At 45.6% G+C, this 25,255-nt stretch carries 26 protein-coding genes and 1 tRNA gene; 25 read left to right on the top strand and 2 right to left on the bottom strand.

All coding sequences use genetic code 11. The features are described 5' to 3' along the window. Positions 1–18 precede the first annotated feature (18 nt). From IAG03_RS06590 to vanT, 14 genes are all read left to right on the top strand, one after another. Positions 19–861 (top strand): DUF3560 domain-containing protein, encoded by an 843-nt coding sequence (locus IAG03_RS06590; RefSeq protein WP_249319280.1) that lies wholly within the window; start codon positions 19–21, stop codon positions 859–861. A gap of 17 nt (positions 862–878) precedes the next feature. Continuing rightward, positions 879–1,226: a PrgI family protein gene (locus IAG03_RS06585; RefSeq protein ID WP_176836418.1), complete on the top strand. Its 348-nt coding sequence runs from the start codon at positions 879–881 to the stop codon at positions 1,224–1,226. Beyond that, positions 1,223–3,568 carry a VirB4-like conjugal transfer ATPase, CD1110 family gene (locus tag IAG03_RS06580; RefSeq protein ID WP_249319278.1) on the top strand — a complete coding sequence of 782 codons (2,346 nt, stop codon included), beginning with the start codon at positions 1,223–1,225 and terminating at the stop codon, positions 3,566–3,568. The genes IAG03_RS06585 and IAG03_RS06580 overlap by 4 nt, the downstream gene beginning before the upstream one ends. 24 nt (positions 3,569–3,592) lie before the next feature. After that, positions 3,593–4,393 carry a class B sortase gene (gene srtB, locus IAG03_RS06575; protein ID WP_249319276.1) on the top strand — a complete coding sequence of 267 codons (801 nt, stop codon included), beginning with the start codon at positions 3,593–3,595 and terminating at the stop codon, positions 4,391–4,393. Further along, entirely contained in the window at positions 4,383–5,177 is a 795-nt protein-coding gene (locus IAG03_RS06570; protein ID WP_249319274.1) for a phosphoadenosine phosphosulfate reductase domain-containing protein, read from the top strand. The genes srtB and IAG03_RS06570 overlap by 11 nt, the downstream gene beginning before the upstream one ends. Continuing rightward, on the top strand, positions 5,165–6,910 hold the full coding sequence (locus IAG03_RS06565) for a CHAP domain-containing protein (RefSeq protein ID WP_249319272.1): 1,746 nt from the start codon (positions 5,165–5,167) through the stop codon (positions 6,908–6,910). Before IAG03_RS06570 ends, IAG03_RS06565 begins: the two co-directional genes overlap by 13 nt. 136 nt (positions 6,911–7,046) lie before the next feature. After that, positions 7,047–7,262: a helix-turn-helix domain-containing protein gene (locus IAG03_RS06560; protein WP_015523970.1), complete on the top strand. Its 216-nt coding sequence runs from the start codon at positions 7,047–7,049 to the stop codon at positions 7,260–7,262. Position 7,263: 1 nt separating this feature from the next. After that, positions 7,264–7,971 (top strand): VanR-ABDEGLN family response regulator transcription factor, encoded by a 708-nt coding sequence (gene vanR, locus IAG03_RS06555; protein WP_249319270.1) that lies wholly within the window; start codon positions 7,264–7,266, stop codon positions 7,969–7,971. Then, positions 7,961–9,094, top strand: coding sequence for a vancomycin resistance histidine kinase VanS (gene vanS, locus IAG03_RS06550; protein ID WP_249319268.1), 1,134 nt, complete (start codon positions 7,961–7,963; stop codon positions 9,092–9,094). Before vanR ends, vanS begins: the two co-directional genes overlap by 11 nt. A gap of 134 nt (positions 9,095–9,228) precedes the next feature. Continuing rightward, entirely contained in the window at positions 9,229–9,948 is a 720-nt protein-coding gene (locus IAG03_RS06545; protein WP_249319262.1) for a M15 family metallopeptidase, read from the top strand. Between the two features lie 12 nt (positions 9,949–9,960). Next, complete coding sequence (gene vanW-G, locus IAG03_RS06540; RefSeq protein WP_249319260.1) at positions 9,961–10,785, top strand: glycopeptide resistance accessory protein VanW-G; 825 nt, start codon at positions 9,961–9,963, stop codon at positions 10,783–10,785. A gap of 1 nt (position 10,786) precedes the next feature. After that, positions 10,787–11,836, top strand: coding sequence for a D-alanine--D-serine ligase VanG (vanG, locus tag IAG03_RS06535; protein WP_249319258.1), 1,050 nt, complete (start codon positions 10,787–10,789; stop codon positions 11,834–11,836). Next, positions 11,836–12,615 carry a M15 family metallopeptidase gene (locus IAG03_RS06530; RefSeq protein WP_249319255.1) on the top strand — a complete coding sequence of 260 codons (780 nt, stop codon included), beginning with the start codon at positions 11,836–11,838 and terminating at the stop codon, positions 12,613–12,615. Before vanG ends, IAG03_RS06530 begins: the two co-directional genes overlap by 1 nt. Then, positions 12,590–14,725, top strand: coding sequence for a serine racemase VanT catalytic subunit (vanT, locus tag IAG03_RS06525; RefSeq protein WP_249319253.1), 2,136 nt, complete (start codon positions 12,590–12,592; stop codon positions 14,723–14,725). The genes IAG03_RS06530 and vanT overlap by 26 nt, the downstream gene beginning before the upstream one ends. Positions 14,726–14,787: 62 nt before the next feature. Here vanT and IAG03_RS06520 read toward each other — a convergent pair whose 3' ends face one another. Next, on the bottom strand, positions 14,788–15,120 hold the full coding sequence (locus IAG03_RS06520; RefSeq protein WP_249319251.1) for a helix-turn-helix transcriptional regulator: 333 nt from the start codon (positions 15,118–15,120) through the stop codon (positions 14,788–14,790). Positions 15,121–15,637: 517 nt separating this feature from the next. Here IAG03_RS06520 and IAG03_RS06515 point away from each other — a divergent pair. The 4 genes from IAG03_RS06515 (at position 15,638) to IAG03_RS06500 (ending at position 18,791) form a co-directional block, all read left to right on the top strand. Further along, a complete protein-coding gene (locus IAG03_RS06515) occupies positions 15,638–16,108 on the top strand; it encodes a sigma factor-like helix-turn-helix DNA-binding protein (protein WP_015523977.1) in 471 nt (156 codons plus the stop codon). Between the two features lie 635 nt (positions 16,109–16,743). Next, positions 16,744–17,268 (top strand): type II toxin-antitoxin system PemK/MazF family toxin, encoded by a 525-nt coding sequence (locus tag IAG03_RS06510; protein WP_015523978.1) that lies wholly within the window; start codon positions 16,744–16,746, stop codon positions 17,266–17,268. A gap of 11 nt (positions 17,269–17,279) precedes the next feature. Then, on the top strand, positions 17,280–17,498 hold the full coding sequence (locus IAG03_RS06505) for a helix-turn-helix domain-containing protein (RefSeq protein ID WP_015523979.1): 219 nt from the start codon (positions 17,280–17,282) through the stop codon (positions 17,496–17,498). A 99-nt stretch (positions 17,499–17,597) separates the two neighbouring features. After that, positions 17,598–18,791: a tyrosine-type recombinase/integrase gene (locus tag IAG03_RS06500; protein WP_249319249.1), complete on the top strand. Its 1,194-nt coding sequence runs from the start codon at positions 17,598–17,600 to the stop codon at positions 18,789–18,791. 155 nt (positions 18,792–18,946) lie between these two features. Here the strand turns inward: IAG03_RS06500 and IAG03_RS06495 are convergent. Continuing rightward, positions 18,947–19,034, bottom strand: a tRNA-Leu gene (locus tag IAG03_RS06495). Between the two features lie 551 nt (positions 19,035–19,585). Here IAG03_RS06495 and IAG03_RS06490 point away from each other — a divergent pair. The 7 genes from IAG03_RS06490 (at position 19,586) to IAG03_RS06460 (ending at position 25,234) form a co-directional block, all read left to right on the top strand. Beyond that, positions 19,586–20,128, top strand: a complete 543-nt coding sequence (locus IAG03_RS06490; protein WP_346726110.1) for a SanA/YdcF family protein — start codon at positions 19,586–19,588, stop codon at positions 20,126–20,128. 25 nt (positions 20,129–20,153) lie between these two features. Further along, positions 20,154–20,810, top strand: a complete 657-nt coding sequence (locus tag IAG03_RS06485) for a response regulator transcription factor (protein WP_249319245.1) — start codon at positions 20,154–20,156, stop codon at positions 20,808–20,810. A 23-nt stretch (positions 20,811–20,833) separates the two neighbouring features. Continuing rightward, the gene (locus IAG03_RS06480) at positions 20,834–22,273 is read left to right on the top strand and encodes a sensor histidine kinase (protein WP_249319243.1); all 1,440 of its coding nucleotides are present in this window, start codon (positions 20,834–20,836) and stop codon (positions 22,271–22,273) included. Next, a complete protein-coding gene (locus IAG03_RS06475; protein WP_249319241.1) occupies positions 22,270–23,268 on the top strand; it encodes a hypothetical protein in 999 nt (332 codons plus the stop codon). The genes IAG03_RS06480 and IAG03_RS06475 overlap by 4 nt, the downstream gene beginning before the upstream one ends. Positions 23,269–23,479: 211 nt before the next feature. Further along, positions 23,480–23,683 carry a DUF1858 domain-containing protein gene (locus IAG03_RS06470; protein WP_249319239.1) on the top strand — a complete coding sequence of 68 codons (204 nt, stop codon included), beginning with the start codon at positions 23,480–23,482 and terminating at the stop codon, positions 23,681–23,683. 68 nt (positions 23,684–23,751) lie between these two features. Beyond that, a complete protein-coding gene (locus IAG03_RS06465) occupies positions 23,752–24,483 on the top strand; it encodes a class I SAM-dependent methyltransferase (RefSeq protein WP_249319237.1) in 732 nt (243 codons plus the stop codon). After that, positions 24,458–25,234, top strand: coding sequence for a Nif3-like dinuclear metal center hexameric protein (locus IAG03_RS06460; protein ID WP_249319235.1), 777 nt, complete (start codon positions 24,458–24,460; stop codon positions 25,232–25,234). Before IAG03_RS06465 ends, IAG03_RS06460 begins: the two co-directional genes overlap by 26 nt. Positions 25,235–25,255 lie beyond the last annotated feature (21 nt).

Below are 25,255 nucleotides of genomic sequence, written 5' to 3'. Positions count from 1 at the left end.
GTAAAGGAGCGATATGCTATGAACTCATACGAAGAAAAAAAGCAACGGAGAATCGACTACTACAACGAGAAAGCGGAGAAGTTTGAACAGCAAAGCAGCCAGCTTGCACACGAATCGAGCAAAATGGTTGAGGCGATTCCTCTGGGGCAGCCGCTTTTGGTCGATCACTATTCCTACAAATCCGATAAAAATTACCGTGACCGCGCATGGGGCAAAATGGAGAAATCCGTGGAGGCAGGACAAAAAGCGGACTACTACCGCAGTAAGGCCGAGGCCGCCGAGAAGAACACCGCCATTTTCAGCGACGACCCCGAAGCCGTTACGAAGCTGAAAGAAAAATTGCAGCAGCGACAAGACTTGCAAAGCCATATGAAAAAAGTCAACGCCTATTACCGCAAAAACGGTACGATGAAAGGCTTTGAAGGCATTTCCGATGAAAAGGCGGCGGAGATCGACGAGAGCGTGAAAAACGATTATTCGTGGATTACCGCCCCTTATGCTCCCTATGAGCTATCCAACAACAATGCGGAAATTAACCGTCTGAAAAAGCGAATTGAAAGTCTTGAACGCCGTGAGGAAACGGGTTTTGTCGGCTGGCAGTTTGAGGGCGGCGAAGCTGTTGCTAATCAGGAGGAAAACCGCTTGCAGCTTCTTTTTGATGAAAAGCCCGGCGAGGAACAGCGCAGTAAACTCAAAAGCTGGGGCTTTCGCTGGTCGCCCTCCAATAAGGCGTGGCAGAGGCAGTTAAACGGCAACGCCATTTATGCCGCCGGGCAGATTGATTTTATCAAGCCCCTTGACGGCAGAACCCCGCGCGAGCTTCAACCGAAGCCCAAAGCCAAAGGCGAACAGGAACGCTGACAGGAGGTATGCAGATTATGGAGGTAAAAATTAACCGTGAAATCCGCAACTATACCGAATCTATGTTTTTCGGTTTGAGTATGCGGCAATTCATCTTTTCCATTTTGGCGGTCGCTGTTGCCGTGGGGCTGTACTTTCTCTTAAAGCCCTATGTCGGAACGGAAACCGTATCGTGGATGTGTATTCTCGGCGCTGCCCCCTTTGCGGCGCTGGGATTCATCACTTATCACGGCATGACAGCCGAGCAATTTATCTGGGCGTGGATTCGCTCGGAGCTTTTAGAGCCGAAAGAAATTCGTTTTGAATCCTCGAATTTCTACTATGAAGCGCTCAAAGGCAAAATTGATACAGGAGGTAAACGATGATTAAGGCCTTAAAAAAACTGCTAAAACAGGATAAAGAGCGATATTCTGTTCCCCGCAAGGTGCAGGATATTATCCCGATTCAGCGTATCTGGAAAGACGGTATTTTTCAGGTGGGAAACCGCTTTTCCAAGACCTATAAATTTACCGATATAAACTACCTTGTGGCAAGCCGCGAGGACAAGGAAACGATGTTTCTTGCCTACTCCGAACTGCTCAACTCTCTGGATTCCGGTGCTACCACGAAAATCACGATCAATAACCGCAGACTGAACAAGGCAAATTTTGAACAGTCAATTTTAATGCCTATGCGCGGCGATTCCCGTGATGTGTACCGCAAGGAATACAATCAAATGCTGCTTGACAAAGCCACGGGAGCGAACGGCATTATACAGGAAAAGTATATCACCATATCCGTTGCCAAAAAGGATATTGAGGAAGCCCGCACCTATTTTGCCCGTGTGGGCGCAGACCTGATTTCCCACTTTGCCGCCCTCGGCTCAAAGTGTACGGAAATGCACGCAGGCGAAAAGCTGCGTGTGCTTCACGACTTCTACCGTCAGGGCGAGGAAGCCGCCTTTCATTTCGACCCGCAGGATATGATGAAAAAGGGACACGATTTCAAGGACTATATCTGCCCCGATTCCATTGAAAAGAACAGCGATTATTTGAAGCTCGGCGATAAATATTGCCGGGTTCTTTTTTTGAAAGACTATGCTTCATATATCAAGGACAGTATGGTAACGGAGCTCACCGACTTTAACCGCAATATGATGTTGTCGATTGATGTTGTTCCCGTTCCCACCGACGAAGCGGTGCGTGAGGTGGAAAACCGCCTTTTAGGGGTCGAGACAAACATCACAAACTGGCAGCGACGCCAAAACGCCAACAACAATTTTTCTGCGGTCGTGCCGTATGATATGGAGCTCCAGCGTAAGGAAAGCAAGGAATTTTTGGACGACCTGACAACGAGGGATCAGCGCATGATGTTTGCGGTCATTACTATGGTAATCACCGCCGACGACAAAAAGCAGCTTGACAGCGACACCGAAACGGTGCTGTCCGTTGCAAGAAAGCATATGTGCCAGCTTGCCGTTTTAAAATTTCAGCAGTTCGACGGCTTGAATACTGTTCTTCCTATTGGTACACGCAGAATCAATGCGTTCCGTACACTCACAACGGAATCTTTGGCAGTATTTATGCCGTTCAAGGTACAGGAAGTTCAGGACAAGGGCGGTATCTATTTCGGGGAAAACGCCATTTCTCATAATCTTATTATGTGCAACAAGGCGAATCTTTTGAATCAGTCGGCTTTTCTGCTCGGCGTTCCCGGTTCGGGTAAATCCTTTTCCGCAAAAGAATTGATTGCCTTTCTGATTCTCAACACCGAGGACGATGTGCTGATCTGCGACCCTGAAAATGAGTTCGGCGCTCTGGCGGCGGCTTTGGGCGAGGAAACAGCGACCGTCATTCATATGGCCGCAGGCGGCAAAGACCGCTTGAACGCTATGTATATGGTTGACGGCTACGGCGAGAACAATCCCATTGTGGAGAAATCGCAGTTCATTATGTCCCTTGTAGAGCAGATCGACAGAACCGGGGTCGGCCCGCAACAGAAATCCATTATTGATCGCTGTACGGCCCTTGTGTATCAGGAGGCCGAGGCGACGGGCAAAACCGCTACCCTCTGCGATCTCCGCAATAAACTTTTGGAACAGCCCGAAGAAAAGGCAAAGGAAATCGCCCTGTCTCTGGAACTGTTCACTACGGGATCGCTTGATATTTTCGGACACGAAAGCACCGTAGACCTCGACAAGCGAATTGTCGTCTTTGATATTCACAGCTTGGGCGATCAGTTAAAGCCTACGGGACTTCTGGTTATCACCGATACCATTCTGAACCGTGTTACGCTCAACTGGAAAAAGGGCAAGCGTACTCATGTCTTTATCGACGAGTTTCATGTTGTGTTTGAGAACGAGCAAAGCGGCATTTTCTTTAACTCTGCTTGGAGGCAGTTCAGAAAGAGAAACGGCTACCCGACCGCCATTACGCAGAATGTGGAATATCTGCTCGATTCCGTACAGGCAAGCACAATGCTTTCCAACTCTGAATTTGTGGTAATGCTCAATCAGGCGTTTTCCGACCGTTCCAAGCTCTCGAAGCTCTTAAATATCTCCGATGAGCAGATGAGCTATGTTACCAATGCGGACGCAGGCTGCGGTCTTATCAAGTACGGCAGCGCCCTTGTACCCTTTATCAACCGCTTTCCGAGAGATACAAAACTGTATCAGCTTATGACGACAAAACCCGGCGAGGGCGTGTTCGGCGGCGGGGACGCTTCTTAATTTCAAAACAGGAGGACAATTCTTATGAAAAGCAAATATCTGATGATCGGGGCGGCCGTATGTGCCGCCCTTTTCCTTTTCTCCGGCGTTATGCTTTATCGGCAGTATGCGGACGAGAAACAGAGCGCCGAAGCCTTTGACAATATCGCTGCACTTGTGCAGGACGAAACGCCGCCCGCCGATGAGCCGCAGGAAACCGAACCCCCGCAGCCCGAACAAACCGCCTTTGAAAAGTACGCTGCGGTCTATGAGCAAAACAGCGATTTTGTGGGCTGGATTTCCATTGAGGGAACAAACATCGACTATCCTGTAATGCAGACGGTTGACAATCCGAACTACTATCTGAAACGCAGCTTTGAAAAGCAGTACAGCGATTACGGCGTTCCCTATGTGCAGGAAAACTGCGACCTCGGACTTTCCGACAACTGCGTTATTTACGGTCATCATATGAATAACGGCAGTATGTTTGCCGACCTCTGCAAGTATGCCGACGAGGATTTTTACAGGGAGCACAAAACAATCCGCTTTGATACGCTATCCGGCTTTGGAGAATATGAGGTTGTGGCGGCATTCAAGACCGTTGCCTATTCCGAGCAGGGCTTCAAGTATTACCATTTTGTCAATGCCGAGGACGAAAATGCCTTTAACGAATATATCTCCCAATGCAAGGAGCTTGCTCTATATGATACGGGCGTGACTGCGGAATACGGCGACAGGCTGATAACCCTTTCCACCTGCGAATACAGCAGGCAAAACGGCCGCATGGTCGTTGTAGCGAAAAAGATTGTTTCGCCCTCTTTGGAGGTGGGCGAAAATGAAGCCTGAAAAATATGTCCTCTCTCTTTCGGGCGGGAAAGATTCAACGGCTATGCTCTTACGGCTCTTGGAGGAAAAGCTGCCTGTTAATTTGATTTTGTTCTGCGATACGGGGCTTGAATTTCCGCAGATGTATGAACACCTTGACCGATTGGAGGCGTATATCGGCAGACCGATTATACGGCTGAAAGCGGCGCACGATTTTGAATACTACTTTTACGAGTACACCCCGAAAAGGAAGAATCCCGCGCTGTCACAGTGCAGAGGTATGAGCTGGCCCGGTCCCCGTGGCCGCTGGTGTACGGGGATTCTCAAAACCCGTGTTATCAACGCCTATCTGAAAGAATTACGGGAGGATTACACGCTCATTGAGTATGTGGGGATCGCCGCCGATGAAACAAAGCGAATCAAGGATAAAAATTACCCGCTTGTAGAATGGGGAATGACAGAAAAGGACTGTCTTTCCTATTGTTACAGGCGGGGTTTTGATTGGGGCGGTTTATATGAGATTTTCAGCCGTGTTTCCTGCTGGTGCTGCCCTCTGCAAAGTTTGGGGGAACTGCGGAAGCTGTATCGGCATTTTCCCGACCTATGGCAGCAGCTTGAAGAATGGGACGAATCCACTTGGAGGACATTTCTTAAAAACTATTCCGTCCGTCAGCTTGCCGCCCGTTTTGATTTTGAGGACAGATGGCAGGCCGCAGGCGGCAATATCCGAAGCAGAGCGTTTTACTCTGCTCTGCGGCAGGAGCTTTCACGGCTCGGATCGGAGGTGACGCTATGCCGGATATAAAGACAAGGGAGATTGCCAAAGGAACGGTCAAGGCGATTGACAAATCGGCGGTTGCCGCCGAGCGTATGAAATCTGCCTATATTCGCACCAAAGACAAAGCGGATCACAGCCTTTATTCCGCAGAGGGTTCGCCCGATGAATACGCCGCCGACCGTGTTTCGGGAGGGACGGAAACCGCCGCCCGTGAAACCGTCCGCCAGCTTGATAAATTCGGGCGCAAGGGTGTAAAGGACACAAAAGAGAATATTTCCAAAGCAAAAGACCATTTTCAGCAAAAGAAAGCCAACTTCCCGAAAAAGCAGGCTCAAAAATCTATGCAGAGGGTTCGCCGTTCTGCTGAACCTGCGAAACAATCCATTAAGACGGTGGAACACAGCGGCAAGACCATTAAGCAAACGGCAAAATCTACGGGCAAGGCAACCGTCAAGACCGCAAAGGGTACGGTCAAGACCGCACAGAAAACTGTTAAGACCGCCGAGCATACTTCCAAAGCTGCCATCAAGACGACCCAGCAAGCAGCGAAAACAGCGCAGAAAACCGCACAGGCTACGGCGAAAGCAGCACAAAAAGCGGCACAGGCGGCTAAAGCTACTGCAAAGGCAACCGCCCATGCTGTAAAAGTAGCGGTCAAAGCAACCATTGCGGCGGTCAAGGCGATTATTGCCGCAACAAAGGCGCTGATTTTCGCTATCGCCGCCGGGGGCTGGGTTGCGGTTGTTGTCATTATCGTTATTTGTCTGATCGGCTTAATTGTCGGCTCGTGCTTCGGTATCTTCTTTTCTAATGAGGACAGCGGATCAGGTCAGACTATGCAGGCGGTTGTTCAGGAAATCAATACTGACTATCAAACGCAACTTGACACGACAAAGGCGAATATCTCCTATGATGTGCTTGAAATGTCCGGCTCCCGCGCCGTGTGGCCGGAAGTGCTTGCTATTTATGCAGTCAAAACCACCACCGACCCCGACAATGCACAAGAGGTCGCCACGATGGACGATTCCAAAAAGGCGATTCTAAAAGATATTTTCTGGCAGATGAATGAAATATCTTCCCGCACCGAAACAAAGACCGAGGAAGTAATTACCGAAACCGACGACGGCCACGGGAATATTGTGGAATCCACCTCTACCGTTACACGAACCTATCTGTATATTACGGTCAGCCATAAGACCGCCGAGGAAATGGCAGATCAGTACAATTTCAGCGCAGACCAGCGAAAACAGCTTGCCGAACTTCTTGCCGACGAAAACCGCAGTATGTGGAGCGCTGTTCTTTACGGTATCGGCACAGGCGACGGCGAGATTGTAACTGTTGCGCTCTCGCAGATCGGCAATGTGGGCGGTGCGCCTTATTGGTCGTGGTACGGCTTTAACTCTCGTGTGGAATGGTGCGCCTGTTTCGTTTCGTGGTGTGCCAACGAGTGCGGCTATATCGACGCAGGCGTTATCCCGAAATTTGCAGGCTGCGTCTGGGGTGTCGAATGGTTCAGAGATCGCGGACTATGGCAGGACAACAGCTACGAACCCCGTCCCGGTGACATTATCTTTTTCGATTGGGATAATAAAGGTTCGTCAGGCCCGCAGGACGGAGAATCCGATCATGTGGGGATTGTTGAAAAAGTCGAGAACGGCACAGTTTACACCGTGGAGGGCAATTCCGGCGATAGCTGCCGAGAAAATCACTATGCCATAGGGTATTATGAGATATTGGGGTATGGTATGCCGCAGTATTAAAATTCATTTCGGCTGTTTGTATTAAACAGCCGAATACATACGCTTTTCAAAAAAGTCTGCAAATGCAAACCAAACACTTGTGTTTTAGCGATTTAAGTGCTATGATAGAGTTAATAAGTCTATTCGGAGGAACGAAATGAAAGTTTGTTATAATAAGCTTTGGAAACTGCTTATAGATAAAGGGATGAAAAAAAGTCAATTAAGAGTGGCGGTTGGTGCAAGCAAAAGCACTTTTGCTAAACTTGGGAAAAACGAAAATGTCACACTTCCTGTTTTGCTTGATATATGCGAATATCTAAACTGTGACTTTGGCGATATTATGGAAGCTGTGCCGGAAATTAAGGAGCAATAAAATGAGTGAACAAATTTTAATAGTAGACGATGAAAAGGAGATAGCCGATCTAATAGAGGTATATCTTAAAAATGATGGTTACACGGTACATAAATTTTATAATGGTCTGGATGCTTTGGAATGTATTGAAACGCAAAAAATGGATTTGGCAATTTTAGATGTAATGCTTCCAGATATTGATGGATTTCGTATTTGTCAGAAAATCAGAGAACAGTATTTTTATCCTATTATAATTCTGACGGCAAAAGTTGAGGATACTGATAAAATTATGGGACTTACCATTGGAGCTGATGATTACATTACAAAACCTTTCAATCCTTTGGAGGTTGTAGCAAGAGTAAAAACGCAACTTCGCCGTTATGTTCGTTATAATAATGCGGCTAATACCAAGGAAATAGATGCTCCCCTTGCAGAACATGATGTAAGAGGACTTATTATAAACAAGAATACTCACAAATGTACTTTGTATGGAAAAGAGGTTACTTTGACACCTATTGAGTTTTCTATCCTCTGGTACTTATGTGAGAACAGAGGAAAAGTTATACCGTCTGAAGAATTGTTTGAAAATGTTTGGGGCGAGCAGTACCTTGATAACAATAATACTGTTATGGCTCATATCGGAAGATTGAGGGAAAAGCTTAATGAGCCTGCAAAAAAACCGAAATTTATAAAAACTGTGTGGGGAGTTGGATATACCATTGAAAAATAAAAGAAATAGCGAAAGAGATGATTATCGTCTTCTTAAAAACAAATTATTGATTAGAACTTTTGGAATGTTGTTTTTTGCGTTTGCTTTTTTAGCAGCCTTGTACTCTCTATTTTTAAAAGGGCACATAGCAGACACTTTTGTGGGTTTTTTGGATAATTTTGTCTACCATGATTATGACCGAGCTTATAATGTATATTCAATATATATTAGAGATTATATGGGTCTTTTCTTCGTAGTGCTTTCCTTACTGTTATTTGCAATTATTTTGCGCTTTTATCTAAATGAATTTTCCAAGTATTTCAAAGAAATTAACCGTAGTATAGATGCTCTGATAGAAGAAAATTCAGGAGATATTGTTTTGCCTTCTGAATTAACTGCAATCGAAAAGAAAATCAATCATATTAAGCATACTCTTGAACAACGAAAACTGGCAGCAGAGCTTTCAGAACAGCGGAAAAATGACCTTGTTGTTTATCTTGCCCACGATTTGAAAACCCCTCTCACCTCAGTAATTGGGTATTTAACTTTGCTGCGGGACGAAAACAAAATTTCCGAAGAATTAAGAGAAAAGTATTTGTCAATTTCTTTGGAAAAAGCAGAACATCTTGAGGATTTAATTAACGAATTTTTTGAAATCACGCGGTTTAATCTTTCTAATATCACTCTTGAGTACAGCAGGGTCAATTTGACCCGTATGCTTGAACAACTTACATACGAGTTCAAACCAATGTTTTTAGAGAAGAATTTAAAATGTGAGCTTGAAATAGCCCCAGACACTATGATAAAGTGCGATGTCAATAAGATGCAGCGCGTTTTTGATAATCTGCTGAGAAATGCAGTGAATTATAGCTTTGATGACAGCACGATTCATATTGCTGTAAAACAAAACGGTGAAAATTTGTGTATTCAGTTTACCAATTGCGGCAATACCATTCCAAAAGAAAAGCTTGTACGCATTTTTGAACAGTTTTATCGTCTTGATGTTGCACGAAGTTCCAGAAGCGGAGGTGCAGGATTGGGTCTTGCAGTTGCAAAAGAAATCGTTGAGCTTCATAACGGAACAATTACCGCAAAAAGTGAAAATGAGCAAATAGAATTTACAGTCACTCTTCCGCTCCTGTAGGAAAATCGTAAGAAATTCCGCAGGAAAACATAGGAAACTCTTGTGGGGAAACGAAAAAAAAGCACGCTTGCTTTTGGTACACTTATAGTACCAAAAGCAAGCGTGCTTTTTTAGCTTATCAGGGAGGAAAAACGATGTCAACTCATACCCAACAAACCAAGAAACGCCGTCCCCACTTATTTATCTGCATCCTGATTTTACTGATAGCATTAGCCTGCATCTTTGTTCAGCGTTTTGCAGGGACAGATATATACAACAAGGCATCATTGCCTTCCATTGATTTTGGTAATGAAAATGAAGCAGATGGAGAATGGTGCTTGATACTGGTGAATAAATGGCATCCCCTTGAAACTGACAGTGAAATCGATTTAACAGAACTATCAAACGGACAATGCGTGGACAGCAGAATATACCCTCAGCTTCAGAAAATGTTTGATGATATGAGGGATGATGGTGTATATCCTGTTGTTGCCTCCGGCTACAGAACAGAGCAGGAGCAACAGCAAATATACGATGAATCAATGGCGGAGTATATCGAAAAAGGATATTCTGAATCCGACGCAAAAACAGAAACAGAACGCTGGGTTGCTATTCCGGGAACAAGTGAACATCAACTTGGTCTTGGCGTTGATATAAATGCTGATGGCATAAATTCATATGGTTATGAGGTTTATAACTGGCTCGCTCAAAATGCCTATCGCTATGGGTTTATATATCGCTATCCAGAGAATAAAGTTGCAATCACAGGTATAGCCAACGAGCCATGGCATTACCGATATGTCGGTGTTAATGCGGCTACCGAAATATACAAACGAGGAATATGCCTTGAAGAATATCTGGGAGAAACAAACTAAGAGGGTGAATTTATGAAAAGAAAAAGACTGACACAGGTGTTTCCCTTTTTACTTCCTATCCGTAAATGGCAAAGGAAAAAACTGTTCTATTTAGAAATGCTGATAGACGGAAACAAATACGCCAAAAGTAAATCTGAGGCACTATTGCCTAATACGGTATTTGAAACTTCATCACTTATGCTGAATGAAAACAGTGGATTTGATATGAAATATCAAATTAACAAGGTACATAATCTTAAACTTGCCGCAAGAACAATCAATAAGGTGATTATTGAGCCAAATGAAACATTTTCTTTTTGGCAGCTTGTACGATGGGCAGACCACCACGAGAAATATAAGGACGGATTAAACCTTGTTGACGGAAAGATTGTCGGCTCTTATGGTGGAGGTTTGTGTCAATTAAGCAATATGTTATTTTGGCTTTTTTTACACACACCTCTTACAGTTGTTGAGCGACACGGACACGCTGTTGAGTCATTTCCATCCACAACAGAAGATTTACCTTGCGGAACTGATGCGACAATCTACGAAGGGTGGTTAGATTTAAAAATCCGCAACGATACGGACAATACTTTCCAGATTGAGATTAGCTTTGATGATAAATATATGTATGGTCGAATTTTGTCGCAAAGTTCCGTAAATATTGAATATACGGTTTTTAATTCGTCTGTTTCCTATTTCAAGCGAGAGGAAAAAATATATCAAATAGCTTCTGTTTGTCGTACAGAAAAAGACAAACTGACTGGTAGGCAGACGGAAAAAGAATTGTATGTCAATCAATGCGAAATAGCCTATAAGCTACCCGATGATATAAAAATTGAAGAAAGAGGTGTGTAAAATGCAAAAGAAAAAAATAGCAGTTATTTTTGGAGGCAATTCAACAGAGTACGAGGTGTCATTACAATCGGCATTTTCCGTGTTTGAAAATATCAATCATGATAAGTATGACATTATCCCCATAGGAATCACTCGAAACGGGGACTGGTATCACTACAAAGGTCGGTATGAGAACATAGCAAATAATACTTGGAGCGGGGATCGGGACAATCTCTATCCTGTGACCGTATCTGTAAGTCACTCTCAAAAGGGCATTTGGGAATTTGACGAGGATCAATACACTGCTGTTCATATAGATTTGGTTTTCCCAATTTTACACGGCAAAAACGGAGAGGATGGCACACTTCAAGGAATGTTTGAACTTTCGGGTATTCCTGTGATCGGCTGCAATACGCTTGCTTCGGCTCTCTGTATGGATAAGGATAGAGCGCACAAGCTCGTAAGCCTTGCCGGAGTAAAAGTTCCGAAATCGGTAACTTTCAAACGCTCTGAAAAGAATACGGCTTTGAAAAAAATCGAGACAGAGCTTTCCTATCCGCTTTTCGTAAAACCGGTTCGTGCAGGCTCGTCTTTTGGTATTACAAAAGTAACTGAGCAAGCAGAAATAAATACCGCCATAGAATCAGCCTTTGAACACGATACAGAAGTCATCGTTGAAGAAGCAATAGGTGGATTTGAGGTAGGCTGCGCCATACTCGGTATCGACAACCTAACGGTTGGACGAATAGATGAAATTGAACTGTCAAACGGTTTCTTTGACTATACAGAAAAATATACCTTAAAAACTTCAAAAATCCATATGCCTGCAAGACTTTCTCCAAAAGAAGAAAAACGGGTACAGGAAACAGCGGTAGCGATATATAAGGCTTTGGGCTGTTCCGGCTTTGCGAGGGTAGATATGTTTTATACACCTTCCAATGAGATCATTTTTAATGAAGTGAATACCATACCGGGACTTACCTCCCACAGTCGCTATCCAAATATGATGAAAGGTATCGGTCTGTCCTTTGCGGATATGTTGGACAAGCTGATAAGTCTGTATGTGGAATGATGAAAACAGTAACTCTAAGAAAAGAACAAATATATCAAGGTGATCTGCTGCTTGTAAATGCTCGGCATCCGTACAGAGATAACAGCAGAAAGTTTTATGTTTCTCTTAACAGCCGCTATGAAGAAACCCTTTTGAGCCGTGAAGCTGCCAACGCATTACAGCTTATATTCCAAAAGATTTCATCAGGGAACGCTATTGTTCCTGTAAGCGGATATCGAACCTTAGAGGAACAAGTAAATATATATAATACTTCTCTTAAAGATAACGGAGAGGAGTTTACACGAAAGTATGTTGCTTTGCCAAATCACAGCGAACATCAAACAGGACTTGCGATTGATTTAGGACTGAACAAGCCGGACATAGATTTTATCCGTCCTGATTTCCCGTATGGCGGTATTTGTGAAGAATTTAGGCAGGCAGCACCCGATTACGGTTTTATTGAGCGCTATGCCAAGGATAAAGAAAGTATAACAGGAATTTCACATGAACCTTGGCATTTTCGATATGTAGGATATCCACATTCAAAAATAATTACAGAGCAAGTTTTTTCCCTTGAAGAATATGCAGAATTTATAAAAAATTATCGGGATAATAGCAGGCTTATATTCACCGCAGTTTGTGAAACCGAGATTGAAATATATTATGTTCCTGCAAACAACAATGAAACTACAATCAATATAGAAGAAAACTATGTTAACCAAATATCAGGAAATAACATAGACGGTTTTATTGTCACCGTATGGAGGAAGAACAATGAACAAGAACTATACGGGCATTGACTATTTCAGGTTTATCGCCGCACTATTGATAATTGCAATACACACTTCCCCGCTTGGTTCTTTCAGCGAAACAGGCGACTTTATGTTGACACGAATTATAGCTCGTGTTGCTGTTCCATTCTTTTTTATGACATCCGGGTTCTTTCTGATTTCAAGATATGCTTATAACAACAGTAAATTATGGATGTTCGTGAAAAAGACTGCTCTTATTTATGGAGTAGCTATGCTGATATACATACCTATCAACATATATAACGGTTATTTCAGAATGGACAACCTTTTGCCAAACATTATCAAGGATATTGTTTTCGACGGTACTTTATATCATTTGTGGTATCTGCCTGCATCTATCATTGGCGCTACGATTGCGTGGTATTTGGTCAGAAAGTTTGACTATGGGGCAGCCTTGATCATGACAGGGATTCTCTATTTTATCGGTCTGTTTGGTGATAGCTATTATGGATTATCCGAAAAAATCGGTATTTTAGACGGATTTTATAATTTGATTTTTCAAATCTCAGACCATACAAGAAACGGTATTTTCTTCGCCCCTATTTTCTTTGTACTTGGAGGGCTTATAGCTGATAATCGTCACAAAATTGAATTTAGAAAAAGTATTTGCGGATTTAGTATTAGTTTTGTTTTGATGTTTATAGAAGCTCTTACACTACACTTTTGTAATCTGCAACGGCATGATAGTATGTATATATTTTTGTTGCCGTGTATGTATTTCCTTTTCAATATTATCCTGCATTTTAAGGGTAAACGCATTATATGGCTTAGAACATCCTCTCTGATTATTTATATTATACATCCAATGATGATTGTAATCATACGGTTGTTTGCAAAGTTGCTTCATTTAGAGAATTTGCTCGTTGATAATAGCATTATTCATTATTTAATAGTTTGCTTATCATCGGTAGCGTTTGGTATAGCAACAACGGTATTGTGGAATAAATACAGACCAAAAAAGGTAAGGTATGATAACGATACAGATAGAGCATATATAGAAATTGATTTGAACAATTTGGAACACAATGTAAAAACATTAAGAAAGGCTATGCCGCCGAAATGCGAATTGATGGCAGTTGTAAAAGCTCAGGCATACGGACACGGAGCTTATGAAATTTCAACCCACCTTGAAAAAATCGGAGTTCGGGCGTTTGCTGTTGCAACAATAGACGAGGGCATTAGCTTGAGAAAATATGGTATTCGTGGGGAAATACTTATACTTGGATATACAAGCATTGATCGTGCTTCTGAATTGAAAAAATATAATTTGATACAAACTCTGATTAGCTTTGAATATGCAAATGCGCTGAACAGGCAGGGAGTGATGGTAAACGCCCATATCAAAATAGATACGGGTATGCACAGGCTGGGAATACCGAGTGCTGACTTTTTGGATGTGGAAAAGGTTTTTACAATGAAAAATTTAAATATATGTGGTATCTTTACACATTTATGCTGCTCGGATAGCAGTATGCCTGACGATATTGCATTTACAAGAGGACAAATTGATGGCTTTTATAATCTCATTGATCATCTGAAAAAATCTGGTATAAATATTCCTAAATTGCATATTCAAAGTAGTTACGGTTTCTTGAATTACCCAGAGCTTAAATGTAGCTATGTCAGAACAGGCGTAGCCTTGTATGGGGTTAAATCTTTGCCGGATGATAATATAGAACTTCAACTCGATCTGCGTCCCGTCTTATCCTTAAAAAGCCGAGTTGTGCTGATACGGCAGATTGAAAAAGGAGACTCTGTTGGATATGGCAGGAGCTTTGTCGCAGAGCGTAACAGTCGAATTGCAATTCTGCCAATCGGATATGGCGATGGATTTCCGAGAAGTTTATCGAACGGCAATGGCAGAGCATTGATAGGTCAGTACATTGTTCCCGTGATAGGTCGTATCTGTATGGATCAGCTTGCCATTGATATAACAGATGCAGAAGGAATAGCAGTCGGTGATATTGCAACTTTGATAGATACGGATGGCTGCACCGATCTTTCTGCTGATGTCGTTGCCAAAAATTCCAACAGTATAAGCAATGAATTATTATGCCGAATGGGTGAGAGATTACCTGTTATTATAAAACGCCAATAAATTGGCTTGATTTTATACACCACAATATGAATTGTATTGCACATAAAAAAGCAGCCTTGCGGCTACTTTTCGGGTGCAGTATCGATTAAGGCTTTCGCAGTTGCTTTGACGACTTCCAATGACCGTTCATCGCAAGCTGAAAGCATACGGAGGAGATTTTCTACCTCGGAATCTTTGGACGGCTTTTCGGGGTAGAAAATCGAATCCGCAGAAATGTTCAATTCTCGGACGAGCTTATGTAGGACATCAAAACTTGGTTTCTTGCCCTCGTTCTCGATCCTGTATAGGTATCGCTCGGTAATATCCACTTTGTTTGCCAACGCTTCTATGGTAATTCCGGCGTTCTCACGAGCAGCCTTGATGATACACCCCAACATTTCAGGTCGGTTATGCACTTACAGTCCACCTCCATATATAATTATACTGATTTATGCCATCTTTATAATGGCACAGCAATTCAATTATAAATGTACGGACAGTTCGCAATTAACTGAACTCAATATAGAATACCAACCCCGCCAAATAAAAAAACGAGGTTTTGTCGGGGCAATTCAACACGCCTATACCCTCCAAATCCAAGTTTTTTGGATTGGAGGGATTTTTTTATGCGCTGGAGTACACTCGGCGTTCCGCTGCTTGTAATGAGCAGCGAATATGAGTCTATGACATAGGCATTATCAGAGGTGTTCCATCAAAAAAAGCACTTGCCCTACAAAGGGGCATTGCGGCTTACGTACTGAACTGATATGCCATGGATATAATGAAACAAACGCACTTGCACAGCGAAATTTGTCGCTATGTAGGTGCGTTTTTATAATTTGCGGTATTTCGACTTTTTATAGTGTCGGTTGCCGTAGCCCTCCCGATCAATCTGAATCTCAAAAAATTCAGATTGATCGGAGGTAAACGACCATGGACGAGAAGCGTCCAAAACGCAGAAAAGACAAATATAATCCCTACACACTTACCGAAAAAGAGGACAAGCATTTTCTTTCCTTTCAGGACGGACAAGGTATGTTACGGGAATTACAGATAACAAAAGAGTTATTCGAGGTACTAAACCGCTTTGAATTGGACGACCTTTCTATTCTCAATGAATGGGACAGGCATTATGAACATTCAGAGCTTACCGAGATTTCTCTATACAGTCGGGCGGCAATGCCCCCGGAATCGGTGGAGGAAACGGTATTTCGGAACTTACGGTATGAGGCCCTGCACAGAGCTATTAAGCAACTGCCCGAAGTACAGAGACGGCGGCTCATACTATATTACTTTATGGGGCTTACATACGCACAAATCGCTGAAAAGGAGGGTTGTACCTTTCAGGCCATCGGGAAATCCATATCGGCGGCTGAAAAAAGATTGAAAAAAATTCTTGAATAGGTGGTTGAACAATCATCATTAAGTGAGGAAACAGGTGGAGAGGTACGAAAACTCTCTGCCTGTTTTCCTCTTTTATGCGGTGAATGGGCGTGTCCTTTGACAACTGAATACCCATTCATCAAACACATTCCTATTGCTATTGTGATGAGCATAAGCCACATTAGCGGCTGCGCCACGATCTGCGGGAAAGAAAGCAACGAGATTTCACCTGTATGTTTTTAGGTCTTTGGCTTTCATTTTCTGCAAAGAGCGAATAACAGTCGGCTATCAGTATCGGGCGGCTCCCGATATGGCGACGACAAGCAATAGGGACAATGATACTCCTGTTCAGTCACAGTCCGAGCGTTGAAGCGTTTTTCGTGCGTGATCCGTCGCAGGCAATGAGAGCAGCCGACAGAGAACCTGCCGGGGGTGAGATTCCCGTGGAGCTGACAAGCCGACAGCCGTTTGATGACTTCCCGCAGCAATCCGGGGTGTCGAGGACAAATAGGATTGTTTCTTTATACAAGGTCAAACGGCAGGACGGGTCTATTGAAACGGAGAATGTTTATATCTTCCCGACCTTAATTCTGTTCTGTCTTTGACCTCTACATAGGCGGCTAACCGCCTAAATTTTCAAAGGAGGTCATAACACTATGAATCACACATATTTACGAGGCGATATGTATTACGCTGATTTAGGACACGGGATCGGCTCGGAACAAGAGGGTTATCGCCCCGTCGTTATCATTCAGAACGATGTCGGCAACAAGCACAGTCCTACGGTAATTATCGCTTCTATTACAAGCAAAAAGGACGCAAAGCCGAAACTACCTACCCATTACTACATCGACGCCGAAAACGGCTTGGAATTGCCCTCTATCGTCCTTTTGGAACAACTGCGAACCGTGGATAAGCGTCGCTTGGGTAACTTTATCGGTCACTTGTCCGAAAAGCATATACACGGTATCAATCACGCTCTGGCAGTCAGTATCGGTCTGATCGAGAGTGTGCCGAAAAAGTTAATCCTTTGCCTTTGCAGCGCTTGTGCCGACAATTTCTACGGTACGGGCGCTTATTCTTTACGCAGGATTGACCCGCAGCAGACCGAGAAAGACACCTGCACCTATTGTAATCAGAGAAAAGGATATGACTACGAGATTATCCCGAAGAATCGTTAAGGGGGCTACCTATGGAATCACAGACAGCCTATAAAATGTTATTCACGGATTATCCCGATGTAGTCAATGTCGAGCAAATGTGTGAAATGCTCGGCGGTATCTGCGACAAAACCGCTTATCGGCTTTTGAAGTCCGGCAAAATCAAGAGTTTTATCGTTGGCCGCCGTTATCGAATCCCGAAGCTCAACATTCTGGAATACTTGGAATTGATAGATAAATCTACTGCGTAAAACCTCGTTTGCACATTTGGCCTATGGGGTTCTTTTTGCTACAATATAAATGTCAATGGCAGATGAATCTACGCTGTACCAATCAAAGGAGGTTTTATTATGGTAGCAGGACATCTGCGAGAAAAAAACGGGTACTATCATATGGTACTGAACTATGTGGACGAATACGGTAAACGGCACACACCGTCGAAGTCCACGGGCCTAACCGTAAAGGGAAACAAAAAGCGTGCCGAAAAAATGCTTTCCGAAGCTCGTGCCGCAAAAGAAGCCGAATTAGAGGCAAGAGCAATCGAACGCAGCACAGGCAAAGCCCCCGCAGGCACAATTCTTTTTACGGCATTTCTGCTCGACTGGCTGGATATGACAAAAAAGAATGTGGAGGAAACAACTTACGGAGCGTATTCTATGACGATAAAAAGCAAAATCATTCCGTACTTTGAGGAACACCACCCCGGTCTGGCTCTGTGCGAGGTCACGCCAAAGCATATACAAGATTACTACACCTACGAATTGACGGTGCGGGGGGTTTCCGCAAACACGGTCATACACCGCCACGCCAATATCCGTAAAGCCTTACAGCACGCTTTCAAACTCGGTTTGATTGATACGAACCCAGCGGATCGCATTGAACGGCCGAAAAAAGAAAAGTTCGTCGGGAGCGTTTACGAAGAAGATGAGCTAAATCGTCTTTTTGAAATCGTCAAAGGCGACCCCATAGAGCTTGGCGTTATCCTCGGTGCATTTTACGGACTGCGCCGAAGTGAAGCAGTCGGCTTAAAGTGGGATGCGATTGATTTCAAAAAGAAAACAATCACCATTCGTCACACGGTTACACAGGCAACCATAGACGGCAAAAGCAAGATCATCCAAAAGGATCGGACAAAGACGAAATCCAGCTACCGCAGTCTGCCGCTTGTCCCACCGTTTGAAGAATTGCTGCACCGTCTGAAAGCACAGCAGGAGTTGAATCAAAAACTATGCGGGCGTTCCTATTGCAAAAAATACACCGGTTATATCTATGTCAACGAGATCGGTGAACTTGTGAAGCCCGGATATCTCACACAGCATTTTCCGCTGATTCTGCAAAAGAACGGTATGCGGAAGATTCGCTTTCATGATCTGCGGCATAGCTGTGCAAGCCTGTTGTACGCAAACGGTGTAAGCCTGAAAGAAATTCAGGAGTGGTTGGGTCACAGCGACATTTCGACCACCTCAAACATTTACACGCACTTGAATTTCACTTCAAAGGTTGCGTCTGCCAATGCGATTTTGGGCGTATATCCCTCCGCTTAATGTGCTATGCCCCTCCAATGTCCCTCCAATGTCCCTCCGAAAATCAGCCCGAAAACGGCAAATTTGCTGATGAGCGAGGGACATACATAAGAATATAGAGCATAAAGAAAAGCCCGCAAACCCAGCTATATCAAGGGTTTGCGAGCCATTCGGTGTGGTGCCGGTGGCGGGGGTCGAACCCGCACGGGTTATTAGCCCAACGGATTTTGAGTCCGCCTCGTCTGCCAATTCCAACACACCGGCATCTCATATTTTAAGTCATCTCCCGTTGCCCTGCCCGAGAAATCGGAGGGACATCGTGGAGGGACATTAAAAACAAGAACCATTTTCAGTTTTCAAAAAGCCTTGTAAAATCAAGGGTTTACGCCAAGGTGGTATGAAACGGCGTTGTGGATTTTGAGTCCACTACGTCTGCCAATTCCATCACACCGGCAAAAGTGGAATGGTATTATTATATACTGGATTCTTGAAAATTGCAAGAAAAAATTTGAATTTATACGGGAGGAGGAGAAATTTCTTGCATATTCATGAATTTTTAAGAATCCGGTATGAGACAGACGCGCCCGGATATGCTATAATATTTCTGTCTATCATGGAGACAGCCACCGCGGAAAGAAAAAGGGCAGGTGTCTTTTATGCAAGAAAAATCCTCAAACAGAAGATGCCGGCGAAAAAAACGCTGGCTTGCGGTCTGTTGTGTGTTGCTGTTTTCGGCGGGAATTCCATTTGCAGTCAGCGGTTTCATGCATGCGGTGGAGTCCGGACGTATACGATCCGCTGAAGAAGCGGCCGGCTTGGACGCGGACTGCATTCTGGTCCTGGGAGCCGGTGTGTATGCCGACGGCTCTTTAAGCCCGATGCTGAAAGACCGTCTTTCCCGCGGTGTGGAACTTTATCAAAACGGCGCCGCGCCGAAGCTGTTGATGAGCGGTGATCACGGGACGGCGGAATATGACGAAGTAAACGCGATGAAACAATTTGCACTGGACCATGGCGTCCGCTCAGAAGACGTATTTATGGATCACGCCGGATTTTCTACGTATGAGTCTATTTACCGCGCGCAGGCGATTTTTGGCGCAAAGCGCGTGGTGATCGTAACGCAGCGCTATCATCTGTACCGGGCGCTGTATCTTGCGCGGAGAATGGGTCTGGAAGCGTATGGCGTGGCCTCTGACTTGCGCGCGTATTCCGGACAGCCTTACTACAGTGCGCGGGAGATTTTGGCACAGTCAAAAGATTTTTTAAAAGCCCTGTTCCGTCCGAAGCCGACTTATTTGGGTGAAACGATTCCGATCAGCGGAAACGGAGATCTGACAAACGACCGGGAATTTTTATAAATTTGGAAAAGCGAGAGGGAGAACCATGGCGAATATTTTGATTGTGGAAGACGATCCGAACATTGCCAAAATGATTGAGGCGACGCTTTCAATTGGCGGATATACCTGTGAAGTTTGCGATGACGGAAAGGAAGCGGTCGAGCGGGTGCGGGATCGGAATTACGACCTGATCCTTCTGGATGTTATGCTGCCGGGAATGGACGGGTTTAAAGTAATTCAGCACATCCGCAATCGGGAAATCCCGGTGATCTTTCTTACGGCATTGCAGGATGTTGCCGATAAGGTCAAGGGATTGCGCCTCGGTGCGGAGGATTATATCGTAAAACCGTTTGAGGCGGTAGAACTTTTGGCGCGAATTGAAGTTGTGCTCCGGCGATCCAACCGCGGCAGATCTGTTCTGACCTATAATGATATTACCGTTAATATTGACCAGCACACCGTGCGCAAAGGCAATCAGGAGATTTCACTGACGCCGAAGGAATTTGATGTTTTGGTGTTCTTCATGCAGAACGTCGACATTGCCCTGACGCGGGAACGCCTGTTGGCATCGGTCTGGGGATATGAGTTTGAGGGCGAAAGCCGCACGGTAGACATTCATGTGCAGCAGGTACGCCGGAAAATGGGACTTCAGAATAAGCTCATCACGATTCCGAAACTGGGATACCGTCTGGAAAGCGTCTGACGAAATCGGGCAGGGAGGCCGCTATGAAGCTTTGGCATAAAATCTTTTTGTGTTCTCTGGCGCTGATTATCATTGCGGTCGATGTCACTGCGATTACGGTGCTTTCGCAGAGCTACCGCACGATGGTAGAGCGGGAACGGGATAAGGCGATTTCCGAGCACGAATATCTGACAGCGGGCATTGCCAACAATGTTTTATATGAACGTATGCGGCAGGGACGGCTTTTGATGGACGAGGAAGAGGTGCGAAAAATTGTCTCGGCCGCAGTGGAAGAATCGCTTGATTCCCGAATGGGATTTGCATTTTACGATGACAGCGGGGAAATTCAGTCCGACCGCGCGCAGGTTTTGTCCGAAAAAACAGACTATATCGAAGCCGTCAAAAATGGGGACGGTTGCTATTCGATGATTTCGGATGCAAACGACCGCTCATACATTATGGTAGGTTCCTCGATGAAAATGGAGGGCCTGATGTACTATATGTTCACCATTTCAGACATTACGGAAATTTTTGCGCTGCGCGACAATCAGTTCCTATTTGTGCAGCGCGCGGGAATCCTGTTCGGCGCGCTGATCGGGTTTATTCTGATTCTGGTGGTGTTCCGGCTGCTTGCGCCGCTAAACCGGATCAACCGCGGTATCCGCGAGATCGCACGCGGTGATTACAGTCTGCGTCTGCCGGAAAAGGGCGGGCAGGAATTCCGGGAGCTTTCGGGCAATATCAACCGGATGGCCTGTGCCGTCGAAGAAAATATGGTTCGTATCCAGGGAATTGCGGACAGCCGCAAACGGTTTATTGACAATCTTGCGCACGAAATGAAGACGCCTTTGACTTCCATTCTGGGCTTTTCCGACCTTTTGCGGGTCAAGCGGACGGTCAGCGACGAAGAACGCCGGGAATATGCGGGGATTATCGTGGAGGAAACCAAACGTCTGCGCGGACTTTCCGGGAAGCTATTGGAGCTTGCGACAACGGACAGTGTCAATTTGGAATTTGAGAAGGTTCCGATAGAAGAGCTGTTCGCGGAAATCCGTTCTTCTGTGACGCTGATGCTTGAGCGGCGTCAGGTCCGCTTCTCCGTATATTCATGCCGGAAAACGGTCTTCGTGGATAAGGAGCTTTTTAAATCTCTCCTTTACAATTTAATTGACAATGCGGCGAAGGCTTCTGCGCCCGGACAGGAAGTGCGGCTTGCAGCGGCCATGTATCAGGAGCATCTTTGGATTACGGTTTCTGATGATGGAATCGGTATGAGCGGGGAAGATGTCAAAAAGGCGGCAGAACCGTTTTATATGGCAGACAAATCGCGCTCCAGAAAGGCAGGCGGCGCCGGACTGGGGCTTGCGCTTTGCGCAGAGATTACAAAGCGTCACGATTCCGAACTCATGATCCGCAGTGAACTGGGAAAGGGAACAACGGTGGCAGTTGTGATGCCGTCTGCTCGATTGGGGGACTGTGCATGAAACTTTTGAAACAGATACTGCCGTTTTTGCTGGCTGCTATTATTATTGCGGGCGGATTTTTCGGTATCTACGGAATGGAAATGCTGATTCCGAATGAAAAGGACAAAATTGTGCGCAGCGATAAACGCGCGGCGAACCAGCTTCTGTATGTGGAAGAAGGAGAAACCCTGACGATTTATCCGTGGGATCACTATGATCCGGATGCTTTGCTTACACTTAAGCAATATGGGATCGAATACGGAATAGAAGCGGACAGCCCGGGATTTACGGAGTATGCTTATAGACTCGATACCTTTTTGTACCAGATTTTTTCTGACGGAAATGAAACGGAATCGCCGGGTCAGATTGTAACCAATATCGAGGGTTTCCATTTTTTTGAAAGTGTGCAGGATCTGTTTGAATCCATGGAAGTGACGCAGGCGGGCGATTTTGTGTTTTTGAAGGACAAAACCTGCAATGCAGTTTGGAACCGTACGGAATACCGGCTCGATGTCGCATCGTCCATATTTTTGGGAAATGAAAATCTGCCGATTTGCTATCTTCACCTGGTTCCGGTCAACCGAGACCCGGTTTCCAAAGAGCAGATGCAGAAAGCCAGTGAAAAATTGGAAGCCATGCACCGTGAAGCTCTTTCCCTTTACGATGAGTTCATCAAGACCTTTAGCACCTGGGAGTATGCGGATGGAGAAGATGCGGCTATGGAAAATGAAGACGGCTACAGCGGCTCGAATACTGCGTGGAAACTGTATCTGGAAAAGACCTCAAATGAGAATCTGCTGACACAATATTTAGCAGATATATCGGATCTAAACGGTATAGAGATCTACTATCTTGCGGAATTCCTGATTTACCAGGATTATTACAGCTTTTCCTATGATGGAGAAATTCTGATGGTGTTTTCTGTTTCAGAAAATGTCAGCGGGTCGAATGGCATGGTCGTGCTGTATTACGATCCGGTGCAGGAATTGTTTACCGGATACAGCATTAAACCGTAAAGGGTGTAAACTTTACGTGCATGCGCGGCAATTTTGAAAGCTTCGAATTTTGATCAGCCCGGCCGCTCTGCAAAATCAGCAGCTAGTGGCGGTTGCTGAAGAGAAAAAAACATGCTGCTGCCGGTGAATGTATTGGCAAAATGTATTGCAAATCAGAAAACGGGGTATTATAATAGAGACAAGAATTCAAATTATGTAGGAGGATGTCGAAGTGGCACAGATTACCAAAGATACCATCATTGGAGAGATTCTCAATATTGATGAGACGACGGCTCCGTTTTTCCTGGATATGGGAATGCATTGCCTCGGATGCCCTGCGTCGCGCGGTGAAACGCTGGAGCAGGCGTGCGCGGTACACGGGGTTGATGTAGAAGAACTTCTTCAAAAGATCAACGCCCACATCGCGGATAAATAAGCAAGCGCGCAAACAAGTTCCCCCGCAGCAGGCGTTGCGGGGGATTTTTCTGATTGGATGGAGTTTGTATGGAAAACACGAGCGAAAAGCGGCTGTTTCAGCTGGATGGCCGGCTTGCAAAGTGCGCGGCGATGCTGCGTGGCGTTCCGCTTGCAGATATCGGAACGGATCACGCATATCTTCCGGTCTATTTGGCGGTGCGGGGAGAAATTCCCGCCGCGATTGCCGCTGATCTGCGGGAAGGACCGCTTGAATCGGCCAAAAGAACGATTGCACGCTTTCACGTGGAATCGATCGTAACAGCGCGTCTTTCCGACGGGCTTGCCGCCATACAGCCGCAGGAAGCGGAAGATATTGTCATTGCGGGAATGGGCGGCGAATTGATTGCGCAGATCCTTTCCAAAGCGCCTTGGTTGAAAGCCGGCGGAAAACGGCTGGTTTTGCAGCCCATGACCACGCCGGAGGCGCTGCGCAGATTTCTGCGGGAGAACGGGTTTGCAGTCCGCCGGGAAGAGGCGGTTGCTGCAGGCGGGAAATACTATACGGTACTGTGCGCGGAATATGATCCGGCTGCAGTGGATACGAGCGATCTTTATCCATATATCGGCGCGCTGGATGGCGCTGCTGCAGAGAATCGGGGATATCTGAAAACCTGTCTCCATCGATTGGAAGCACGGATTGCAGGGCTTTCCCATGCCGGACGAAATGCAGAGGCCGAAGAACAAAAGAAACTTGCAGCGCAGATTGCTGCGCGGATGAAAGGGGAAGAAACGGATGACGACAGCAGGTGCAATTTATGACTGGATCGACAAAATCGCACCGTTTTCGACGGCGATGGGGTTTGACAACGCCGGATTTCTGGTCGGCGACCGATCTGCTCCGGTCCGGCGCGTGCTGCTTGCACTGGATATTACAGCAGAAGTAGCAGAAGAGGCTGCACGTGACGGGGCGCAGTTAGTCGTCAGTCACCACCCGGTGATTTTTACGCCGCTGCGGACGCTTTCGGCAGAATCTCCGGTGTATCGGCTTGCAGGCGCGGGAATTGCGGCCATTTGTGCGCACACCAATCTGGATATGGCTGCGTGGGGCGTCAACACCTGTCTTGCCGGCCGGATCGGACTGCAGGATGTTCACGGTATGGATTCGGATCCTGCAAGCGGCGCATCTCCCTGGTTTTTGGGAGAATTGCCGGAACCGCTCATGCCGCAGGATTTTGCCAAACAGGTTGGCACGCGCCTTGGCTGTGGCGGACTGCGCTATGTGCCGGGGCATCGTCCGGTTCGTACGGTGGGATTGTGCAGCGGCAGCGGTGCGGAATTCCTTTCGGCCGCACAGGCGGCCGGGGCCGACGCGTTTGTGACAGCGGACACCCGGCACCACCAGCTTCTGGAAGCACAGGCGGCCGGAATCACGCTTGTGGATGCCGGACATTTTGCGACGGAGGATGTCGTGATAGAACCGCTTTGCGAGAAGCTTGCGGCGGCATTTCCCTCGGTCGCATTCCAAAAGTCGACAGTACACCGGGATCCGGCAAGCTATTTGCTGTTTTGACTTTGGCATTGAAAGTGCGGA

Source organism: Yeguia hominis (assembly GCF_014384705.1).
Classification (GTDB): Bacteria; Bacillota; Clostridia; order Oscillospirales; family Acutalibacteraceae; genus Yeguia; species Yeguia hominis.
The sequence above is the reverse complement of the archived record's forward strand: the minus strand, read 5'-3'. Positions and strand labels throughout refer to the sequence as shown.

Excerpts from the sequence above, each read along its gene's own strand:
- vanW-G (WP_249319260.1), top strand. The coding sequence starts at position 9,961 with ATGAAAAGAAAAAGACTGACACAGGTGTTTCCCTTTTTACTTCCTATC.
- IAG03_RS06475 (WP_249319241.1), top strand. The coding sequence starts at position 22,270 with ATGAAACTTTTGAAACAGATACTGCCGTTTTTGCTGGCTGCTATTATT.
- IAG03_RS06560 (WP_015523970.1), top strand. The coding sequence starts at position 7,047 with ATGAAAGTTTGTTATAATAAGCTTTGGAAACTGCTTATAGATAAAGGG.
- IAG03_RS06480 (WP_249319243.1), top strand. The coding sequence starts at position 20,834 with ATGAAGCTTTGGCATAAAATCTTTTTGTGTTCTCTGGCGCTGATTATC.
- IAG03_RS06505 (WP_015523979.1), top strand. The coding sequence starts at position 17,280 with ATGGAATCACAGACAGCCTATAAAATGTTATTCACGGATTATCCCGAT.
- IAG03_RS06515 (WP_015523977.1), top strand. The coding sequence starts at position 15,638 with ATGGACGAGAAGCGTCCAAAACGCAGAAAAGACAAATATAATCCCTAC.
- vanG (WP_249319258.1), top strand. The coding sequence starts at position 10,787 with ATGCAAAAGAAAAAAATAGCAGTTATTTTTGGAGGCAATTCAACAGAG.
- vanR (WP_249319270.1), top strand. The coding sequence starts at position 7,264 with ATGAGTGAACAAATTTTAATAGTAGACGATGAAAAGGAGATAGCCGAT.
- IAG03_RS06530 (WP_249319255.1), top strand. The coding sequence starts at position 11,836 with ATGAAAACAGTAACTCTAAGAAAAGAACAAATATATCAAGGTGATCTG.
- IAG03_RS06485 (WP_249319245.1), top strand. The coding sequence starts at position 20,154 with ATGGCGAATATTTTGATTGTGGAAGACGATCCGAACATTGCCAAAATG.
- IAG03_RS06500 (WP_249319249.1), top strand. The coding sequence starts at position 17,598 with ATGGTAGCAGGACATCTGCGAGAAAAAAACGGGTACTATCATATGGTA.
- IAG03_RS06580 (WP_249319278.1), top strand. The coding sequence starts at position 1,223 with ATGATTAAGGCCTTAAAAAAACTGCTAAAACAGGATAAAGAGCGATAT.
- IAG03_RS06585 (WP_176836418.1), top strand. The coding sequence starts at position 879 with ATGGAGGTAAAAATTAACCGTGAAATCCGCAACTATACCGAATCTATG.
- IAG03_RS06545 (WP_249319262.1), top strand. The coding sequence starts at position 9,229 with ATGTCAACTCATACCCAACAAACCAAGAAACGCCGTCCCCACTTATTT.
- vanT (WP_249319253.1), top strand. The coding sequence starts at position 12,590 with ATGAACAAGAACTATACGGGCATTGACTATTTCAGGTTTATCGCCGCA.
- IAG03_RS06590 (WP_249319280.1), top strand. The coding sequence starts at position 19 with ATGAACTCATACGAAGAAAAAAAGCAACGGAGAATCGACTACTACAAC.
- IAG03_RS06510 (WP_015523978.1), top strand. The coding sequence starts at position 16,744 with ATGAATCACACATATTTACGAGGCGATATGTATTACGCTGATTTAGGA.
- srtB (WP_249319276.1), top strand. The coding sequence starts at position 3,593 with ATGAAAAGCAAATATCTGATGATCGGGGCGGCCGTATGTGCCGCCCTT.
- IAG03_RS06570 (WP_249319274.1), top strand. The coding sequence starts at position 4,383 with ATGAAGCCTGAAAAATATGTCCTCTCTCTTTCGGGCGGGAAAGATTCA.
- IAG03_RS06460 (WP_249319235.1), top strand. The coding sequence starts at position 24,458 with ATGACGACAGCAGGTGCAATTTATGACTGGATCGACAAAATCGCACCG.
- IAG03_RS06565 (WP_249319272.1), top strand. The coding sequence starts at position 5,165 with ATGCCGGATATAAAGACAAGGGAGATTGCCAAAGGAACGGTCAAGGCG.
- IAG03_RS06465 (WP_249319237.1), top strand. The coding sequence starts at position 23,752 with ATGGAAAACACGAGCGAAAAGCGGCTGTTTCAGCTGGATGGCCGGCTT.